The sequence below is a fragment of the Psychrobacter sp. CAM01 genome, from assembly GCF_032842965.1.
Classification (GTDB): domain Bacteria; phylum Pseudomonadota; class Gammaproteobacteria; order Pseudomonadales; family Moraxellaceae; genus Psychrobacter; species Psychrobacter celer.
Genome location: NZ_JAWJBL010000008.1, coordinates 453,780 through 468,815 on the forward strand (window position 1 = coordinate 453,780; position 15,036 = coordinate 468,815).

At 47.9% G+C, this 15,036-nt stretch carries 14 protein-coding genes; 6 read left to right on the forward strand and 8 right to left on the reverse strand.

The annotated features are described in order from the left end of the window. Nucleotides 1-99: 99 nt before the first annotated feature. The 5 genes from R0I52_RS05585 to mrdA form a co-directional block, all read right to left on the reverse strand. A complete protein-coding gene (locus tag R0I52_RS05585; RefSeq protein WP_317053514.1) occupies nt 100-1,209 on the reverse strand; it encodes a lipid A biosynthesis acyltransferase in 1,110 nt (369 codons plus the stop codon). A 235-nt stretch (nt 1,210-1,444) separates the two neighbouring features. Next, nucleotides 1,445-1,831 carry a 30S ribosomal protein S9 gene (rpsI, locus tag R0I52_RS05590; RefSeq protein WP_075100631.1) on the reverse strand — a complete coding sequence of 129 codons (387 nt, stop codon included), beginning with the start codon at nt 1,829-1,831 and terminating at the stop codon, nt 1,445-1,447. 10 nt (nt 1,832-1,841) lie between these two features. Continuing rightward, the gene (gene rplM / locus R0I52_RS05595; RefSeq protein ID WP_075100632.1) at nt 1,842-2,270 is read right to left on the reverse strand and encodes a 50S ribosomal protein L13; all 429 of its coding nucleotides are present in this window, start codon (nt 2,268-2,270) and stop codon (nt 1,842-1,844) included. Between the two features lie 261 nt (nt 2,271-2,531). Continuing rightward, on the reverse strand, nt 2,532-3,236 hold the full coding sequence (rsmD, locus tag R0I52_RS05600) for a 16S rRNA (guanine(966)-N(2))-methyltransferase RsmD (RefSeq protein ID WP_317053515.1): 705 nt from the start codon (nt 3,234-3,236) through the stop codon (nt 2,532-2,534). Between the two features lie 59 nt (nt 3,237-3,295). Then, a complete protein-coding gene (mrdA, locus tag R0I52_RS05605; RefSeq protein WP_317053516.1) occupies nt 3,296-5,263 on the reverse strand; it encodes a penicillin-binding protein 2 in 1,968 nt (655 codons plus the stop codon). Nucleotides 5,264-5,837: 574 nt separating this feature from the next. On the opposite strand from mrdA, the gene R0I52_RS05610 reads away from it, so the two are divergent. From R0I52_RS05610 to adk, 6 genes are all read left to right on the forward strand, one after another. Next, complete coding sequence (locus R0I52_RS05610; RefSeq protein ID WP_317053517.1) at nt 5,838-7,172, forward strand: hypothetical protein; 1,335 nt, start codon at nt 5,838-5,840, stop codon at nt 7,170-7,172. 237 nt (nt 7,173-7,409) lie between these two features. Next, complete coding sequence (locus R0I52_RS05615) at nt 7,410-9,437, forward strand: heme lyase CcmF/NrfE family subunit (protein ID WP_317053518.1); 2,028 nt, start codon at nt 7,410-7,412, stop codon at nt 9,435-9,437. 4 nt (nt 9,438-9,441) lie between these two features. Further along, entirely contained in the window at nt 9,442-10,101 is a 660-nt protein-coding gene (locus R0I52_RS05620; RefSeq protein ID WP_317053519.1) for a DsbE family thiol:disulfide interchange protein, read from the forward strand. Continuing rightward, nucleotides 10,098-10,661, forward strand: a complete 564-nt coding sequence (locus R0I52_RS05625) for a cytochrome c-type biogenesis protein (protein WP_410524032.1) — start codon at nt 10,098-10,100, stop codon at nt 10,659-10,661. Before R0I52_RS05620 ends, R0I52_RS05625 begins: the two co-directional genes overlap by 4 nt. Further along, nucleotides 10,658-11,938 carry a c-type cytochrome biogenesis protein CcmI gene (gene ccmI / locus R0I52_RS05630; RefSeq protein WP_317053520.1) on the forward strand — a complete coding sequence of 427 codons (1,281 nt, stop codon included), beginning with the start codon at nt 10,658-10,660 and terminating at the stop codon, nt 11,936-11,938. The genes R0I52_RS05625 and ccmI overlap by 4 nt, the downstream gene beginning before the upstream one ends. A gap of 232 nt (nt 11,939-12,170) precedes the next feature. Then, nucleotides 12,171-12,824, forward strand: a complete 654-nt coding sequence (gene adk / locus R0I52_RS05635; RefSeq protein WP_317053781.1) for an adenylate kinase — start codon at nt 12,171-12,173, stop codon at nt 12,822-12,824. A gap of 191 nt (nt 12,825-13,015) precedes the next feature. On the opposite strand, the gene secB is transcribed toward adk, so the two are convergent. The 3 genes from secB to R0I52_RS05650 all read right to left on the reverse strand — a co-directional run bounded on the left by secB (nt 13,016) and on the right by R0I52_RS05650 (nt 14,906). Further along, nucleotides 13,016-13,468 carry a protein-export chaperone SecB gene (secB, locus tag R0I52_RS05640; RefSeq protein WP_075100642.1) on the reverse strand — a complete coding sequence of 151 codons (453 nt, stop codon included), beginning with the start codon at nt 13,466-13,468 and terminating at the stop codon, nt 13,016-13,018. Between the two features lie 231 nt (nt 13,469-13,699). Beyond that, nucleotides 13,700-13,963: a glutaredoxin 3 gene (gene grxC, locus R0I52_RS05645; protein WP_075100643.1), complete on the reverse strand. Its 264-nt coding sequence runs from the start codon at nt 13,961-13,963 to the stop codon at nt 13,700-13,702. Nucleotides 13,964-14,450: 487 nt separating this feature from the next. After that, nucleotides 14,451-14,906 (reverse strand): rhodanese-like domain-containing protein, encoded by a 456-nt coding sequence (locus R0I52_RS05650; RefSeq protein WP_093068718.1) that lies wholly within the window; start codon nt 14,904-14,906, stop codon nt 14,451-14,453. Nucleotides 14,907-15,036 lie beyond the last annotated feature (130 nt).

The following is a 15,036-nucleotide window of genomic DNA, read 5'->3' on the forward strand; positions in this document are numbered from 1 at the left end:
ATTTTTACTTAAGTAAAAGAGTGGTATTGGCGTCAACGACTCAATTTGATGGCGCAAATTATAACAAATTTACCTACTGCTTTGTTTGGGTATCAATGTCTACTTATAAATATCTGTACGACCATTAGGGCCATTTTTGAAGCGGCGATGGAACCACATCCACTGAGTCGGATCAATACGAATCAGCCCTTCTAATATCTCATTGACACGTGTTGCATCAGCAACCTCATCATTACTAGGATAGTTTTCCAGTGCTGGAGTAATGGTCAGGTGATAATGAGGACGTTTGCCTCGCGGTAGGTTATCAGGCGTTTGCCGATAGGTATGCAGTGCCATAAGCGCAGGTGGATGCTGCTTGTCACCCAGTTTTGCCATGCGTCTGGCGGCGGTAATGGTGGCCGCTGGTACGCCAAAAAACGGTGCCATCACCCCTTGTTTGAGGCCATAGTCCTGATCGGGTGAGTACCAAATCACGTGTCCGTCTTTAATTGAAGTGACCAAGCTGCGCATATCGCGGCTAGAGATTTGCTTGCCAAAGATAGTGGTGCGGCCGTTGTAGATAAACCAGTCGAGCAATGGATTGTTTTGAGGTCGATACATACAATCGGCGGCAAAAAACTGCGTACAGAGTAAACCGCCCAAATCGAGCATCGTATAGTGCGCGCCCAGTAAAATTACCGCGCGCCCTTCGTTTTGGGCGTTGACTAAGTGCTGCAAACCCGATATCGATACCGTACGAGTAAAGACATTGGGGCGAAACCAAGCACACAAGGTCTCAAACACACCGATGCCCTGATTGACAAACACTTGCTTTGCCATCAGCTCGCGCTCAGCTTCTGGCTTTTCTGGAAAAGCCAGCCTAAGATTTATTAGCGTATCACGCCGACGCGTGCCTGCTACGGTATAAACCAAAATACCCAGCTTACGGCCCAACCAAAACTGCCAACGCAGCGGCAGACATATCATCGGTAATATAAAAAAGAATAATAGCCAAATACCCCAGTATTTGGGCAACAAAAACTGCCATTCAAAAGGCTTTTTTTCTGCTTGTGCGGTGCGTTTGTGGTTTTGTGTGATGGTCGGCGTATCGGCAGGGATGGCAGGTGATTTGCTGTTGTTTTTGGCCGTATGATTAGGCGACGCAGGGCGTGAGCCTGATACATCAGTCTTTGGGTGCTTGCTGGGGTCGTATTGTTCTGGCGCTTTCATAATAAGGATGAGGTAATAAAAGTTACTATCATGATGGGGTAGTGCTGAATACTTTGCAAGGTGGTTTTTGCGTGTAGCAGTTTTTTGTAGAATAGTCTTAGACAAATAGCCATAAAAAAACCTTATAAGCTGTGACCAGCTTATAAGGTTTTGCAAATCTACTCTGTGGCTTAATGCGGATAGGGCTGTTTTGAGATAAAGCGGCCAATCGCAAAAAGGTAAGAGATAGCTTTGATTAACGTTTTGAGAATTGTGGACGTTTACGTGCTTTACGTAGACCCAATTTCTTACGTTCGACTTGACGTGAATCACGAGTAACAAAACCAGCTGATTTTAGAGCAGGCTTTAATGTTTCGTCAGCTTCGATCAATGCACGCGTGATGCCGTGGCGGATTGCGCCCGCTTGACCACTGATACCACCGCCTGCAACGGTTACGTATAGATCGTATTCGTTAGCAGAGTCTAGTAACTCTAGTGGCTGACGAACGACCATGCGTGAAGTTTCACGGCTGAAGTATTCATCAAGTGGTTTACCGTTAACAACGATAGCACCAGTACCTTTCGCTAAAAAGACACGAGCGGTAGACGTCTTGCGGCGACCAGTTCCGTAATTGCGTTCCATAAGTGACTCCTTAGATGTCTAGTTCTTTAGGTTGCTGTGCAGTATGTGGATGTTCTTCCCCGGCATATAGCTTTAGCTTCTTAATCATCGCATAGCCAAGAGGACCTTTTGGAAGCATACCCTTAACTGCTTTGTATAGAACATCTTCAGGCTTATGTGCAATCAGCTTGGTGAAGTTGGTTTCTTTGATACCACCTGGGTAGCCACTGTGACGATAGTACTTTTTATCTTGTGCTTTTTTACCCGTTACCGCGATTTTTTCTGCGTTGATGACAACGATGAAGTCACCAGTATCTACGTGCGGAGTATAAGAAGTTTTATGCTTGCCACGTAAGCGAGTAGCAATTTGAGTGGCTAAGCGACCAAGGGTTTTGCCGTCAGCATCTACGACATACCAGTCATGGGTCACTTCAGCTGGTTTTGCACTAAGTGTTTTCATGATAAAACCTTAAAATTAGAATTCGTTGAGAGTTTAGCTGGGAACGGGGCTCTCAAAAAACAGACTGCACATTATAAGCAGTAGCGCCTACGCTTGCAAGCTGCATTGGGGTTTATTTTTGCCTTTATGCATCAAACTGCAGCGTTTGGCCAGTTTTTAAGCGGTTTTAGACATTTTGTAGGTGTTGCGTGATTTTGCTAAAAGCGGTGAGGCAAAGAAAAGCGATTTGCTTATCACTCACTTTTTGCAAGCACGGTGCAATTATGACGGTGCCAGCCGATAAAGTCCAGCGACAACTTGGCCGACTTTGGTTTGTTTTAAACAATCAAAACTGATGCTTGTTGGCTCTGTCTGCGCCGCGTAGGTCGTTGATTGGCTAAGGTGGTCGGCCAACTGCTGCAATTGATCCTCTAGTGCTTTGTCTGCCTCAAGATACAGCAGCGTGTCACTTGTGATCAGCGACTGCTCGATGAGCGTCGTCAAGATAGGCTGCCATAAGTCCTGCGCATACGGCGGATCGATAAAGACGATATCAAAGTGACGTTGCAAGGTTTGATTGTGCATCAGAGCGTGTTCGGCTGTACCTTGAATAATCTGATAACGATGAGTCTCTAAGCGTAGCTGCGTGGCGCTTTGCTCAAGTAAGCGACATTGAGCAGGATTGGGCTCGATAAAGGTAGTGTGCGCGGCGCCGCGGGACAGTGCTTCAAACCCCAGCACCCCGCTACCTGCACAGCTGTCAAGCACATAAGCGCCGTGTATATCAGCCAGCAACCAGTTAAATAATGTCTCGCGCAGGCGGTCGGGCGTTGGACGCAAGCCTTCGGCGTCGACGAATCGAACAATACGGCGCTTGTGTTCACCACCGATGATGCGCACATCTCCGGCGCTGCTACTTTTTGCCAGATGGCTGGTTTTAGGTGTGCGGTTTTTAGCGGCGCGTCTGTTTGAGGGTTTTTTTGTCATGGTTTGGGGTTACCGTGTCTGGTCGTGGTCTTTATTGTGCTTATTATGCCTATGTATGCCTATCGTGCCGCTGCAGTGGCAGTTTGCTCAGCTTGTGCTTTTTCTTCTTTATCACGCAGCGCATCACGCATGGCTTTGTCAAACGCTTTTTGACGTTTAATGGCTTTTAGCTCGTCTGCTGTCGGTGGCAAGATAGGGTCATCGTGCCGCTGCAGTACCCAATAATCAAAGAGCGCGCGGCCAATTGGGGCGGCAACGGTACTACCGCCGCCACCGTTTTCGACCAGCACCGCCAGCGCGATTTGTGGGTCATCGACAGGGGCAAAGCCACTAAACCACGCGTGGTCCCAGTGGCGCTTATCGAGTGCAGACTTATCATAGCGTTTGCCTTGGGCGATGGATTTGACCTGGGCGGTACCCGTCTTGCCTGCGATGCGATATTTGGAGGTATAAATACGGCGTCCGGTACCGTTTTTTATCACGCTCTCCATCGCGTCATGCATGCGTAGCCAGTCTGAGGGCTTGCCATTGTAGTCGATTTTGCCATCCGGTTTGCTGATGATCTTTACATCCGCTGCGCCGTCGCTACTTTTGAGTAGATGCGGGGTGATATGTTGCCCTTTACTGGCCGTCATGGCGGTGGCGTTGGCTACCTGTAGCGGCGTCGCCAAAAAATACCCTTGACCGATACTGACTGAGATGGTTTCACCCGGTAGCCAGTCTTTATCATAAGTTTCTTTTTTCCACTTCGGCGATGGCATGATGCCTGAGCGCTCATGCGGCAAATCAATACCCGTCTGCTCTCCAAAACCAAAGCGCACCATCCAGTCATGCAGGCGCTGAATGCCCATCTCATAAGCGAGTTTATAGTAATAAGTGTCCACCGACATCACCACCGATTTTTTGAGGTCGACTGAGCCATGACCCCCGCGTTTCCAGTCACGAAAACGGTGACTGTCGCCCGGTAAGCTAAAATACCCTGGGTCATAGATAGAGGTCTCCCACTCCCGCAGGCCATAATGCAGTGCGCCCAAGCCCTCAAAAGGTTTGATGGTAGAGGCAGGAGGATACAAGCCCTGTAGCGCACGGTTGTACAGCGGCTGATCTGGGTCATCACGTAGGTCGCCATAATCTTTAAAGGAGATACCAGAGATAAAGGGGTTGGGGTCGTAGCTTGGGTTACTCACAAACGCCAGTACGTCGCCTGTCTTGGGATCGATGGCCACAATGGCACCGCGGCGACCATCTAGCTGCTGCTGGGCGACTTTTTGTAGGCCATAATCCAAACTCAAAGTGATGTCGTTGCCCGCGATCGGCGGTTTGGTGTCTAATTGGCGGATGATGTTGCCGTGCGCGTCGGTCTCAACCGATTGATAACCTGGCTGCCCTAAGAGGATGTCTTCGTAATAATCTTCGATACCGATTTTACCGATGAGATCAGTGCCTGCATAACGATCCTTGTCGATACGCTTGGTTTCTTTGTCATTGATACGGCCGACATAGCCAATGACATGGGCAAATAGCTCATCATAAGGGTAGGAGCGGGTCAGCTTACTTCGAATCGTCACGCCCCGAAAAAACGGCTTACGCTCGCTAAACTGCGCCACCTGCGCTTCGGTTAGGTCAATTTTGATGGTGACCGGATCGTTTTTGGCTTTACTCAGACGCGCCAAAATATCGGTGAAGTCCGTCTCTGTCAGGTCAAAAATAGGCGCCAGCAAGTTTAAGGTGCGCTCAGGATTTTCGACCTCATCAGGGCTGAGCATCGCGGTAAAGACAGGTTGATTGTCGGCCAAGATAATGCCGTTGCGATCATAGATATAGCCGCGGCTCGGCGGCGCTGAGATCAGCTTGATACGGTTATTGTTCGCTTGCGTCGTATATTTATCATGTGCATAGACCTGCAGATAGCCATAACGTAGTATCAGACCACCCAAGCCTAGGAGTATAATAACGCCAAAGATGATAATGCGATTGGTAAAAATACGATTGACCTGTTCGGTATTGGGAGTCAGCGGTTTATTCATAAAAATCAAAGCCCAAACAGTCAGCGAGTCAATAAAGACGAGTCAGCAAAACATGGATAACAAAAAATAAGCAAACAAATAGACAGGTTTGCCAAAGCGCGGTAAGAATAAAGGATAATGCAAAGGGTTTCAATCACATAGGTGGTCTTTGCTCAAAAAGATATCTTGGCAACTGACTGGCTGATATCTTATGCGGTTGGTGGACAAATTATAACAGAAGCCATGCACGGGCGCAGTACTCGTCAGCGGGTTTGTTACGATTATCTGCTATCAGGCGCTATCTGGCCGACCGCCATCATCAAGTCCATATAAAGTGAATATCAGTAGACACGATATAAAGGGAGCGAATGTTATGTTGGATTGGCTTATTAGCGCTGGCAGTGGCTCATTGTTATTTGTCATATGAGTCACAACTTGCGCGCTGCGACGTGTGCTAATAAATAGCAAGTATGCTAAAATCAGGCGATTTGTTTTATAGTCGTTATGATGGCCGCGCGTCTTTTTGCCGCGCTCGAAGTTTGCTAACGCTCATTTACTAGCACCGACAATCAACCTGTCAGGAACCAGATAAGTTATGGACGTAACTTCATTGTGGCAGACAATCGCTGAGCATCCAGAGTTTTTTGCCATGCTAACCATTCCGCCGGTGACCGCTTTTGTCACTTGGGCACACGTGTGGATGGCGCTCAAAATGCTGTTTTATCCGATTAAGTTTTGGGGTATTCGTATCCCAAACTTTCCATTTTTTGGTTTGCCAGGTATTGGCTGGCAGGGTATCGTGCCGCGTAAAGCCGGCAAGATATCGGGGGTTATCGTCGATCAGACATTATCAAAGCTTGGGTCGCTTGATGAGTTTTTTCAGGCGATGGAGCCTGAGCAGATGGCAGCCTTTATCACGGAGACGGTCGATAAAAACCTTGAGGTGTTGATTGATGAGATTATGCTCGATCATTCGCCAGCCTTATGGGGCAACTTGCCATATGCTGTCAAGCGCCGCGTCTATGCCCAAGCGCATAAAGAGCTGCCAAGTATCATGCAGTCCTTGGTGACGGATTTGACGTACCATGTCGAAGATCTCGTCGATATGCGTCAGATGATTGTCAATAAAATGGAGAGTGATCGCCGCTTGATGGTCAATATGTTTTTGAAAGTTGGCCAAAAAGAGATAGATTTTATCTGGCATATCAGCGCTTTGATTGGGCTGGTCTTTGGTATTATCCAGATGTTTATCTTTTTGTTGGTGCCGCAGCATTGGACCGTGCCGTTTTTTGCGGCGATTTGGGGCTTTTTGACCAATTGGATTGCGATTTGGATGGTGTTTAATCCCGTTGAGCCGCGTTTTATACCTTATGTGAAGTTTTTTACAGTTCAGCGCCGCTTTCCGTTTATTCAGCCGCAAATGCCGCACATCGCCCAGTACCGTTTGCAGGGCGGTTTTATGAAGCGGCAAGAAGAGGTCTCTGAGGTGTTTGCTGAGATTGTGGTGCGAGACTTGGTGACGTTAGAAAACATCATGAATGAGATGATGTATGGCGTGCGCGCGCCGCAAACGCGTGACTTGATGAAGTCGCATTTGTATCAGGTGTTAGAGTCGCCTGTGATCAGTACCACATTGCGTGTCGGGCTAGGCCGCCGTGAGTATGGTCAGCTAAAAAATACCATTATTGACAAGTCAATCGTGGCCACGATGGTGCCGCTGCGTGATCCTGAGCTCAATGAGAGCCGTGCCAGTAAAATATTTGGGATGTTTCGCGATCGGATTCGGGCACTGACGCCCCATGAGTTTCAAAACCTGCTGCGTCCTGCCTTTAAAGAGGACGAAATGACGCTGATCATCCTTGGTGGTTTGACAGGGTTTTTGGCAGGCTGGCTGCATTTGGTTTTGGTGTTTTTTCCTTCAGTACAGTGATCCGTCATGGTCGCATCGCTGAGTATAAGTATAAATAGCAGATACGTTTTTTGTATCAATGATTCCTATTGATACATCACGACAATAGTAGCGAGTTTTACAGCTTCTATAGCCATTAAAACCGCCGTTTTTAACCGTAAACTATGACCGCATAAAAGGACTATTTCGCGTTTGCCAGTGGCCAAAAGGCTATTGGCAAATCCTTAATTGTATCCAAGGTAAACAAGGTTAGACCGTATGTTAATCACAGAATTGGGTTATTTTGCCTTGCTGGCCGCCTTTATATTGGCGATTTTGCAGGTGGTATTACCAACCGTTGGCGTCATGCGCGATCACGTTGCTTGGCAGCGTCTCGCGCCCAGTCTCGCGTGGGCACAGTTTGCTGCCATGATTTTTTCATTTGTTGCGTTGATGGCAGGCTTTTACTTCAATGACTTTAGTCTCGTCTATGTCACGCAGCACTCTAATACTTTGTTGCCTTGGTACTATAAACTTTCGGCGACATGGGGCGGACACGAAGGCTCGCTCTTGTTGTGGATGACCATCATGGCCACGTGGTGCGCGCTGGTCTCCTATTTTAGCCGTGGCTTGCCGTTGTCGATGCGCGCGCGGGTGCTCGTGATATTGGCTGGTGTGCAGGTTATGATGCTGGCGATGCTGATTTTTACCTCGTCGCCATTTGATCGCACCTTGCCCAATTTGCCCGTAGATGGGGTAGATCTAAACCCACTTTTGCAGGATTTTGGGCTGATCATTCACCCGCCGATGCTGTATATGGGCTATGTGGGCTTAGCGGTGCCATTTGCTTTTTGTATGGCGGCATTGTGGGAAGGACGTTTGGATGCAGTATGGACGCGTTGGTCGCGTCCATGGGCGCTGGCGGCTTGGGGGTTTTTGACCGTTGGTATCGCTCTTGGCTCTTGGTGGGCGTATTATGAGCTTGGCTGGGGCGGCTGGTGGTTTTGGGACCCTGTAGAAAACGCCTCACTCATGCCGTGGCTGGCTGGTACGGCTCTGCTGCATTCGCTGGCGGTGACCGAAAAACGCGGGGTCTTTAAGGCCTGGACGATCATGCTGGCTATTTTTGCCTTTGCGCTGAGCTTGCTTGGTACTTTTTTGGTGCGCTCAGGGGTGATTACCTCCGTGCACTCATTTGCTGCCGACCCTACGCGCGGGCTGGTGGTTTTGATGATTCTTGGTATCGTTGTGGGCGGCGGGCTGTTGATGTTTGCGGTGCGCGGTTGGCGCTTGACGGTTGAGAGTCAGTATCAGCTGATCTCACGAGAGTCATTTTTGGTGATCAATAACGTTATTATTTTAATTGCTACCTTAGTGGTATTGCTGGGTACGCTATATCCGATTATCGCTGATTCCTTTAATCTCGGTCAGGTCTCTGTCGGCCCTCCGTACTTCAACGCGCTATTTGTGCCACTGACGTGGCTGCTGCTCATCGCAATGGGTATGGGCTCAAACATTCGCTGGAAAAAAGACAGCCGTCCGCTCTTGGGCGCTGGCATGGTGATTGCCGCAAGCAGTTTGGTACTGGCTGCGATTATCACCTACTTTGCCAGTCCTTCTGCCATGCTTAATATTGGTGTGACATTGGCGGTTAGTTTTTGGGTATTGTTTTGGATGGTCGTTGATTTCAAGGACAAAACCAAAAACGCCCCGAGTCGCCTGCAGGGTCTGCGCCAGCTACGTCTGAGCTATTGGGGACAGCAAACCGCGCATATTGGTGTCATCATTGCTGTCATCGGTGTGGCCTTTACCAGCACGCTCAGTATCGAGCGTGATGTGGCACTAGGGCCAAACGAGAGCGTCCATGTCCAAGGCTATGACTTTACGGTTAAGGACTTTCGCGAAGTCAAAGGCAGTAATTTTGATGCTACTCAAGCTGAAGTATTGGTCAGCAAAGATGGGCGCGATGTCACGACTTTGTATCCTGAAAAACGTAACTATATCATCAGTATGATGCCGATGACCGAAGCTGCCGTTGATGCTAGCTTCATGCGTGATGTCTATGTAGCGCTTGGTGAGCCTATCGCCGCCGACAGTAACGAATGGGCGGTTCGCATCTATGTGAAACCACTGATTCGCTGGATATGGCTTGGCGCTATTATCATGGCATTAGGGGCACTGCTGAGTATGCTTGATAAGCGTTATCGTTTTAATAAAGATAAGACACCCGCACAAATCGCTGCCAAAAAATCAGGCTTTGCCACGGCTGCCGACTTGGACACACCAGCAACAAAGAGAGGGGCATAAACACATGAGTTCATCCAACCATTCCTCTGAAAAAAAGACCCAAAAAACCTCGGTACAGGGGCCTAAAACCATGAACAAAAAACAGCTAAAAGTATGGTTTTTGATTCCGCTGCTTGTGTTTATTGGCTTGCTCATTATGCTGTATATGCGTCTGGGCAAGCCCACAGATATCGTGACCAATACGGCGCTTGAGCGTCCCGTGCCGCCCTTTGAGTTACCATTATTGTCAGACACCAGCCGTATCATGACCAACGATAATTTGCCCGATCAGCCATTTTTGCTCAACGTTTGGGGCTCTTGGTGTCCCACTTGTATCATCGAGCATCCTTTTTTGATGCAGCTAGAGGAGCGCGGTGTCAACTTAGTGGGCGTCAACTACAAAGACGATATCGGTGATGCGCTCAGCTATCTCAACCGCGGCGGTGATCCGTTTTCGATGTCTATTCAAGATTTATCTGGTCAGTTTGCTTTGGATTTGGGGTTGACCGGTGCGCCTGAGACCTTTGTAGTCGATGGTGAAGGTGTTATTCGCCAGCATATTATTGGGGAAGTAAACGAGAGCAATTGGCAAAACCGTATCACCCCTTGTCTTATGGTGCTCAATGACGCCAACGATAAAAACATCAGCCCAGATCCAGCTCAGGTTGCGGAGGCATGTAAATGATGGCCAATCACTTATCTACTCTGATACTGAAGCTGGCAGGCGTTGTCCTAGCGTGCTTGCTCAGTAGCGTAAGCTACGCGGCGATAGAGGTATATGATTTTGACTCTGTACAACAAGAAGCCCAATACCGAGGGCTAATCGAAGAGCTGCGTTGCCCGAAATGTCAAAACCAAAACTTGGCCGGCTCTGATGCGCCGATTGCTCAAGATTTAAAGCAAAAAACCTATGATATGGTAAAAGACGGTCGTAGTGATGGTGAGATTCGCGCTTATATGCAAGAGCGCTACGGCGATTTTATCAGCTACAAGCCGCCTGTACGTCCATCGACATGGATTTTATGGTTTTTTCCGCCATTGCTACTGATCTTATTATTGATAGGGTGGTTTTGGCAAAGCCGGCGCCGCCAGCTGGCAGCGAGCGGTCAGAGTAGAGTGACGGTAGATAATACCGCCTCGGAGCTGACCGCCGCCGAAAAAGCCGAACTTGATCGTCTATTATCGCGTGCCAATAGCACCGATAATGACGCTCATGACACCACAAGCCCCGAGGACAAAAAATGACCATATTCTCTACTGCTGGCTTATTTATTGCTCTAAGCTTACTGATTGCCTTACTCCTTGCTGTTATTACCATCATGCCATGGCTGCGCGCCGCGCGTATATCAGGCACCTCTGTGGACAACCAGCTACTAGATATCAACGTGGCGGTGTTTCGCGAGCGTCTGGCAGAGCTACAAACAGACAAAGACAGTGGCACCATCGATGATGCTCACTACCAAAACCAAAAGCTCGAGCTTGAGCGGCAACTATTGGATGCCCAGCGTGCAGTCACACCGATGGTCACCCCTGGTATCAAAAGCCGCCTGATCATCATGGTTTGGGTGCCTGTATTGGCTGCGATGGCGTATCTGATGGTGGGTGACCGAACGCCTGTGTTTGAGCTGTGGACGGCCGAAGACAAGGTTGGGAAAGTCGCTGATGACTTGTTGAGCGGCAAAATCGATCAGCCACCTGTATGGGCAATCGAAAACGGCCAGCAGCTTATCAGCGCGATGCAAACCAATGTCTATCGTCATGCTGATGACCCCAATCGCTGGATGCGTTTATCTGAGCTTTTCTTATCATTAGAAGCGACAGATTCGGCGCTAGAGGCATTGTCACGTGCTTATCGCTTATCGCCTGATAACGAGGAGATTGCGACGACCTACGCACAGATCAGCTTCTTTGCCAATAAAGGTCAACTAGACGCCACCAGTCGCCGCGTCTTGCAGGATGTGCTGGCCAAAAACCCACGCCACGAAGGCGCGCAAATGCTGATGGCCATGGGCGAGGCGCGTAGTAATAACTTTGAGGAGGCGCAAGGCTGGATTAAGCGGCTGCGGAGCAGTATCGCTGCTAAGCCGGGCGACCATACAAAAGCCTTAGCCAGTCTAGATGAGCTCAGCGCCAATGTCAGCGCGCAGCAGCAGCAAGCCTCAGAAGGGGTAGAGGTAAGCATTAGAATCAGCGCCAGTCTGTTGCCACTTGTCAAGGCGGACGATGTATTGTTTGTGGCGATACGTGATGTTAATGGTGGACCGCCATTTGCCGCCAAGCGCTTACCAATCAGCGTGATTAAACAAGGCGAGGCCACTATCAGCCTAAGCGACCTCGATGCGATGATGCCTGAACGCACCTTACAGTCGGCGCGTGCAGACAAGGTACAGTTGGCAGTGATCGCTCGTATCAGTCATAGCGGCACCGCGGCGGCTGAGTCAGGCGACTTGTCTGGCAACCCTGTGGTCATTAGTGCCGATCAAAATCAGGCCAATGTTGAAATCAATCAACAAATTCCCTAGTATTTATAACGGTTGTTAGTAGCGACTACTACCTGCTCAGTAAGCGCGCTATCGTCGTCACAGCAGCGCGCAACTGCATTATATGAACAGAGAAGTCATTGCGACTTTTTACTGCAGATAGTGAAAATACTTGAGCTTTGTCAAGCCACAAGGTAAGGTAGCTTAGCAACCAACCAATCCCTAAGTATTTATTAGTCCCAAAATCCTACCTATTAAGGAGAGTTGTGTAATGATGCGTATTATTTTGCTAGGTCCACCAGGCGCCGGTAAAGGTACCCAAGCCCAGTTTATTTCTAAAGAGTATGATATTCCGCAGATCTCAACTGGCGATATGTTGCGAGCAGCAATCAAAGAAGGCAGTGAGCTTGGCAAACAAGCCAAAGACATCATGAATGCTGGTGGTTTGGTATCTGACGACCTTATCATTAACCTAGTGAAAGAACGTATCGCCAAGCCTGACTGTGCCAATGGTTGTATCTTAGATGGTTTTCCACGTACGATTCCACAAGCGCAAGCGCTGGCTGATGCGGATGTTGCAATCGACCATGTCATCGAAATCACCGTACCTGATGACGAAATCGTCAAGCGTTTGTCTGGCCGTCGCCAGCACCCAGGCTCAGGCCGTGTTTACCACGTCGATCACAATCCGCCAAAGGTCGAAGGTATCGATGATGTAACGGGTGAAGCGCTGATCCAGCGTGAGGACGATCAAGAATCAACCATTCGTGATCGCCTAGCGACGTATCATCAGCAAACCTCAGCGCTGATAGATTTTTATCAAAACAAAGCGGCTGAAGGTGGTGATGCGCCGAACTACGATAAGTTTGACGGCACGCAAGCGATTGATGATGTCAAACAACAAATCTTAACGGCGCTAAAGGGTTAATCTTGTTATAAGATAACCGATGCCGTGATTGAAAGCCCTGTTTCTTAGCAGGGTTTTTTTGTGGCTGATACGCATTCATATAGCCATGCCCACACACAACCATACTCACAAAAAAGCCGCTTACCTATGATAAGTAAGCGGCTTTTAATACGCATTTTGCACAACAGCTTTCTGCTTTAGCAGCTTACTGCTTATGCATTACCTTGCGCATCAACTTGTGCTTGCTGCTGGCTTTGTGCGTAGGCTTGGTCAAAGTTTACAGGAGCGAGCAGTAACTGCGGGAAGCTACCACGTGTGACGATGTCGCTGATGACTTCGCGTGCATAGGGGAATAGCACATTTGGGCAATAAGCGCCTAGAATTTGACCGATTTGGTCTTCTGGAATGTCTTTTAATAAGAAAATACCCGCTTGATGTACCTCAGCGATAAATGCGGCTTCGCCTGCGTTTTTTGCAGTCACGCTGACGGTCAAGACGATTTGATAATGATCGTCGTCTAGCTTTTCTGCATTGCTAGAGAGATTGATGTCAAGCTCTGGGTTCCACTCTTTGGTAAATACGCTCGCGCCTGGCACCTCAAGTGACATGTCTTTTACATAAATGCGCTCTAGCGCCAATTGTGGTTGTGCTTGTTCTTCAGCCATGATAATTCCTCTAAAATTAGATCAAATGATTGGGCAAGTTATGATTAAAAATACTACAACAAAAGCTTCGTCATAAAAGCCTTATGGTAATAGTAGCCAAGATTGAATCAAAAAGACCAATCTCGCCGTTTTATCACACGCATTGCATAACACCGTGTTTTTTTTTTGCCGCTGCTTATCATTACACAGCTGATGACAAACCGCAAAACAAGGTTGCAAAAAACTTGTAAATTAACCGGCCAATAGCTCGTCAAGCTTGCCTTGTTGGTTTAGTTGATTGAGCTCATCAAAACCGCCGACAAAGGTATCACCCACAAAAATCTGTGGCACGGTGCGATAGTTATTGGTCTTTTGCATCAATGCGCGGCGCTCTTCGCTCGTCATATCGTGCATACCGATTTCTTCATAATCGACGCCTTTGGTTTTTAGTAGTTGTTTGGCGTTAGAGCAGTACGGGCAGATAGGCGTGGTATAAACTTTGACAGATACAGTCATGATAAATCCTTATTGGTCAGTATGGTCGTTAGTAATGACTTTATTATAAAAAACTACGCATAAAAAATATGAATAAAAAGTGGAATGCTTAACAGACCCTAGTGATTATAAAAAATACGATAAAAAATCATGTGATAAAAATGATGATTATCAGTTACTCACAAGTAACGTGCGAGGTATTGGGTCGGGCTTATTAGTACAGTGGGGATGTGTCAGGCAAATTCAAGCGGGATGGGCCAAAAAGGCGCTGCAGCGATATAACTATAATCGATTCTAAATAAAAAAGTCATGTGTTTATTAACCAGCAAGGCCGCTAAAATTTTACTTGCGTGCTGCGTTCCCAGAGGCTACGCAACCTACGTTTAAAAATAGCATCCCAGTAGCGCTATATTCTTTTTAGAATGCCTCGACTATATACCACATAAAAAAAGACACCTAAATGCGGTGTCTTTTTGATGGTTACTGATACTAAATAATGCAGTACCAGCTATTTGTGCAATGACGGCTTGGCCTTACCTTTGGTTTTTGACTTGGCATCTTTTAAACCAACGAGCGGCATACCAGCTGCCTGCCAGCCGCCAATGCCGCCTTCTAAGCGATAAACGTCATCTTTGCCAATCATTTGAATGGCTGCGCCTGCCTGTACGCCCATATCGCAGATGATGACCACTGGCTGCTGGATGGCGCGAATTTCTTCTAGGCGATCTTTTAGCTCAGTAAAAGGTATGTTGCGGCTGCCTTGAATATAGCCGGTCAAAAATTTCTTTTTGGCGCGAATATCGATCAGCTGCGCGTTTTGCGAGTTCACCATCATACCAAGCGTGTTGGGCGATATTTTTCTACCGCTACGTTTGTTTTCGATGGTAAAAAACAGCACAGCAAGTACGGCTAATATACCAAATAAAAACGGGTGGTTGCCCACAAATTCTAGCGCACGATCCAAACCATACCTCCAAAAAATAAGTGTTCTATTAAGCCGAGAAGATAGCTCAATGATTTTGAACAAGGCGCTATTATACCGATTAGGTCATCTATAGTAAATGTATGATGAGCGACCTGCGGTTTAATAATGC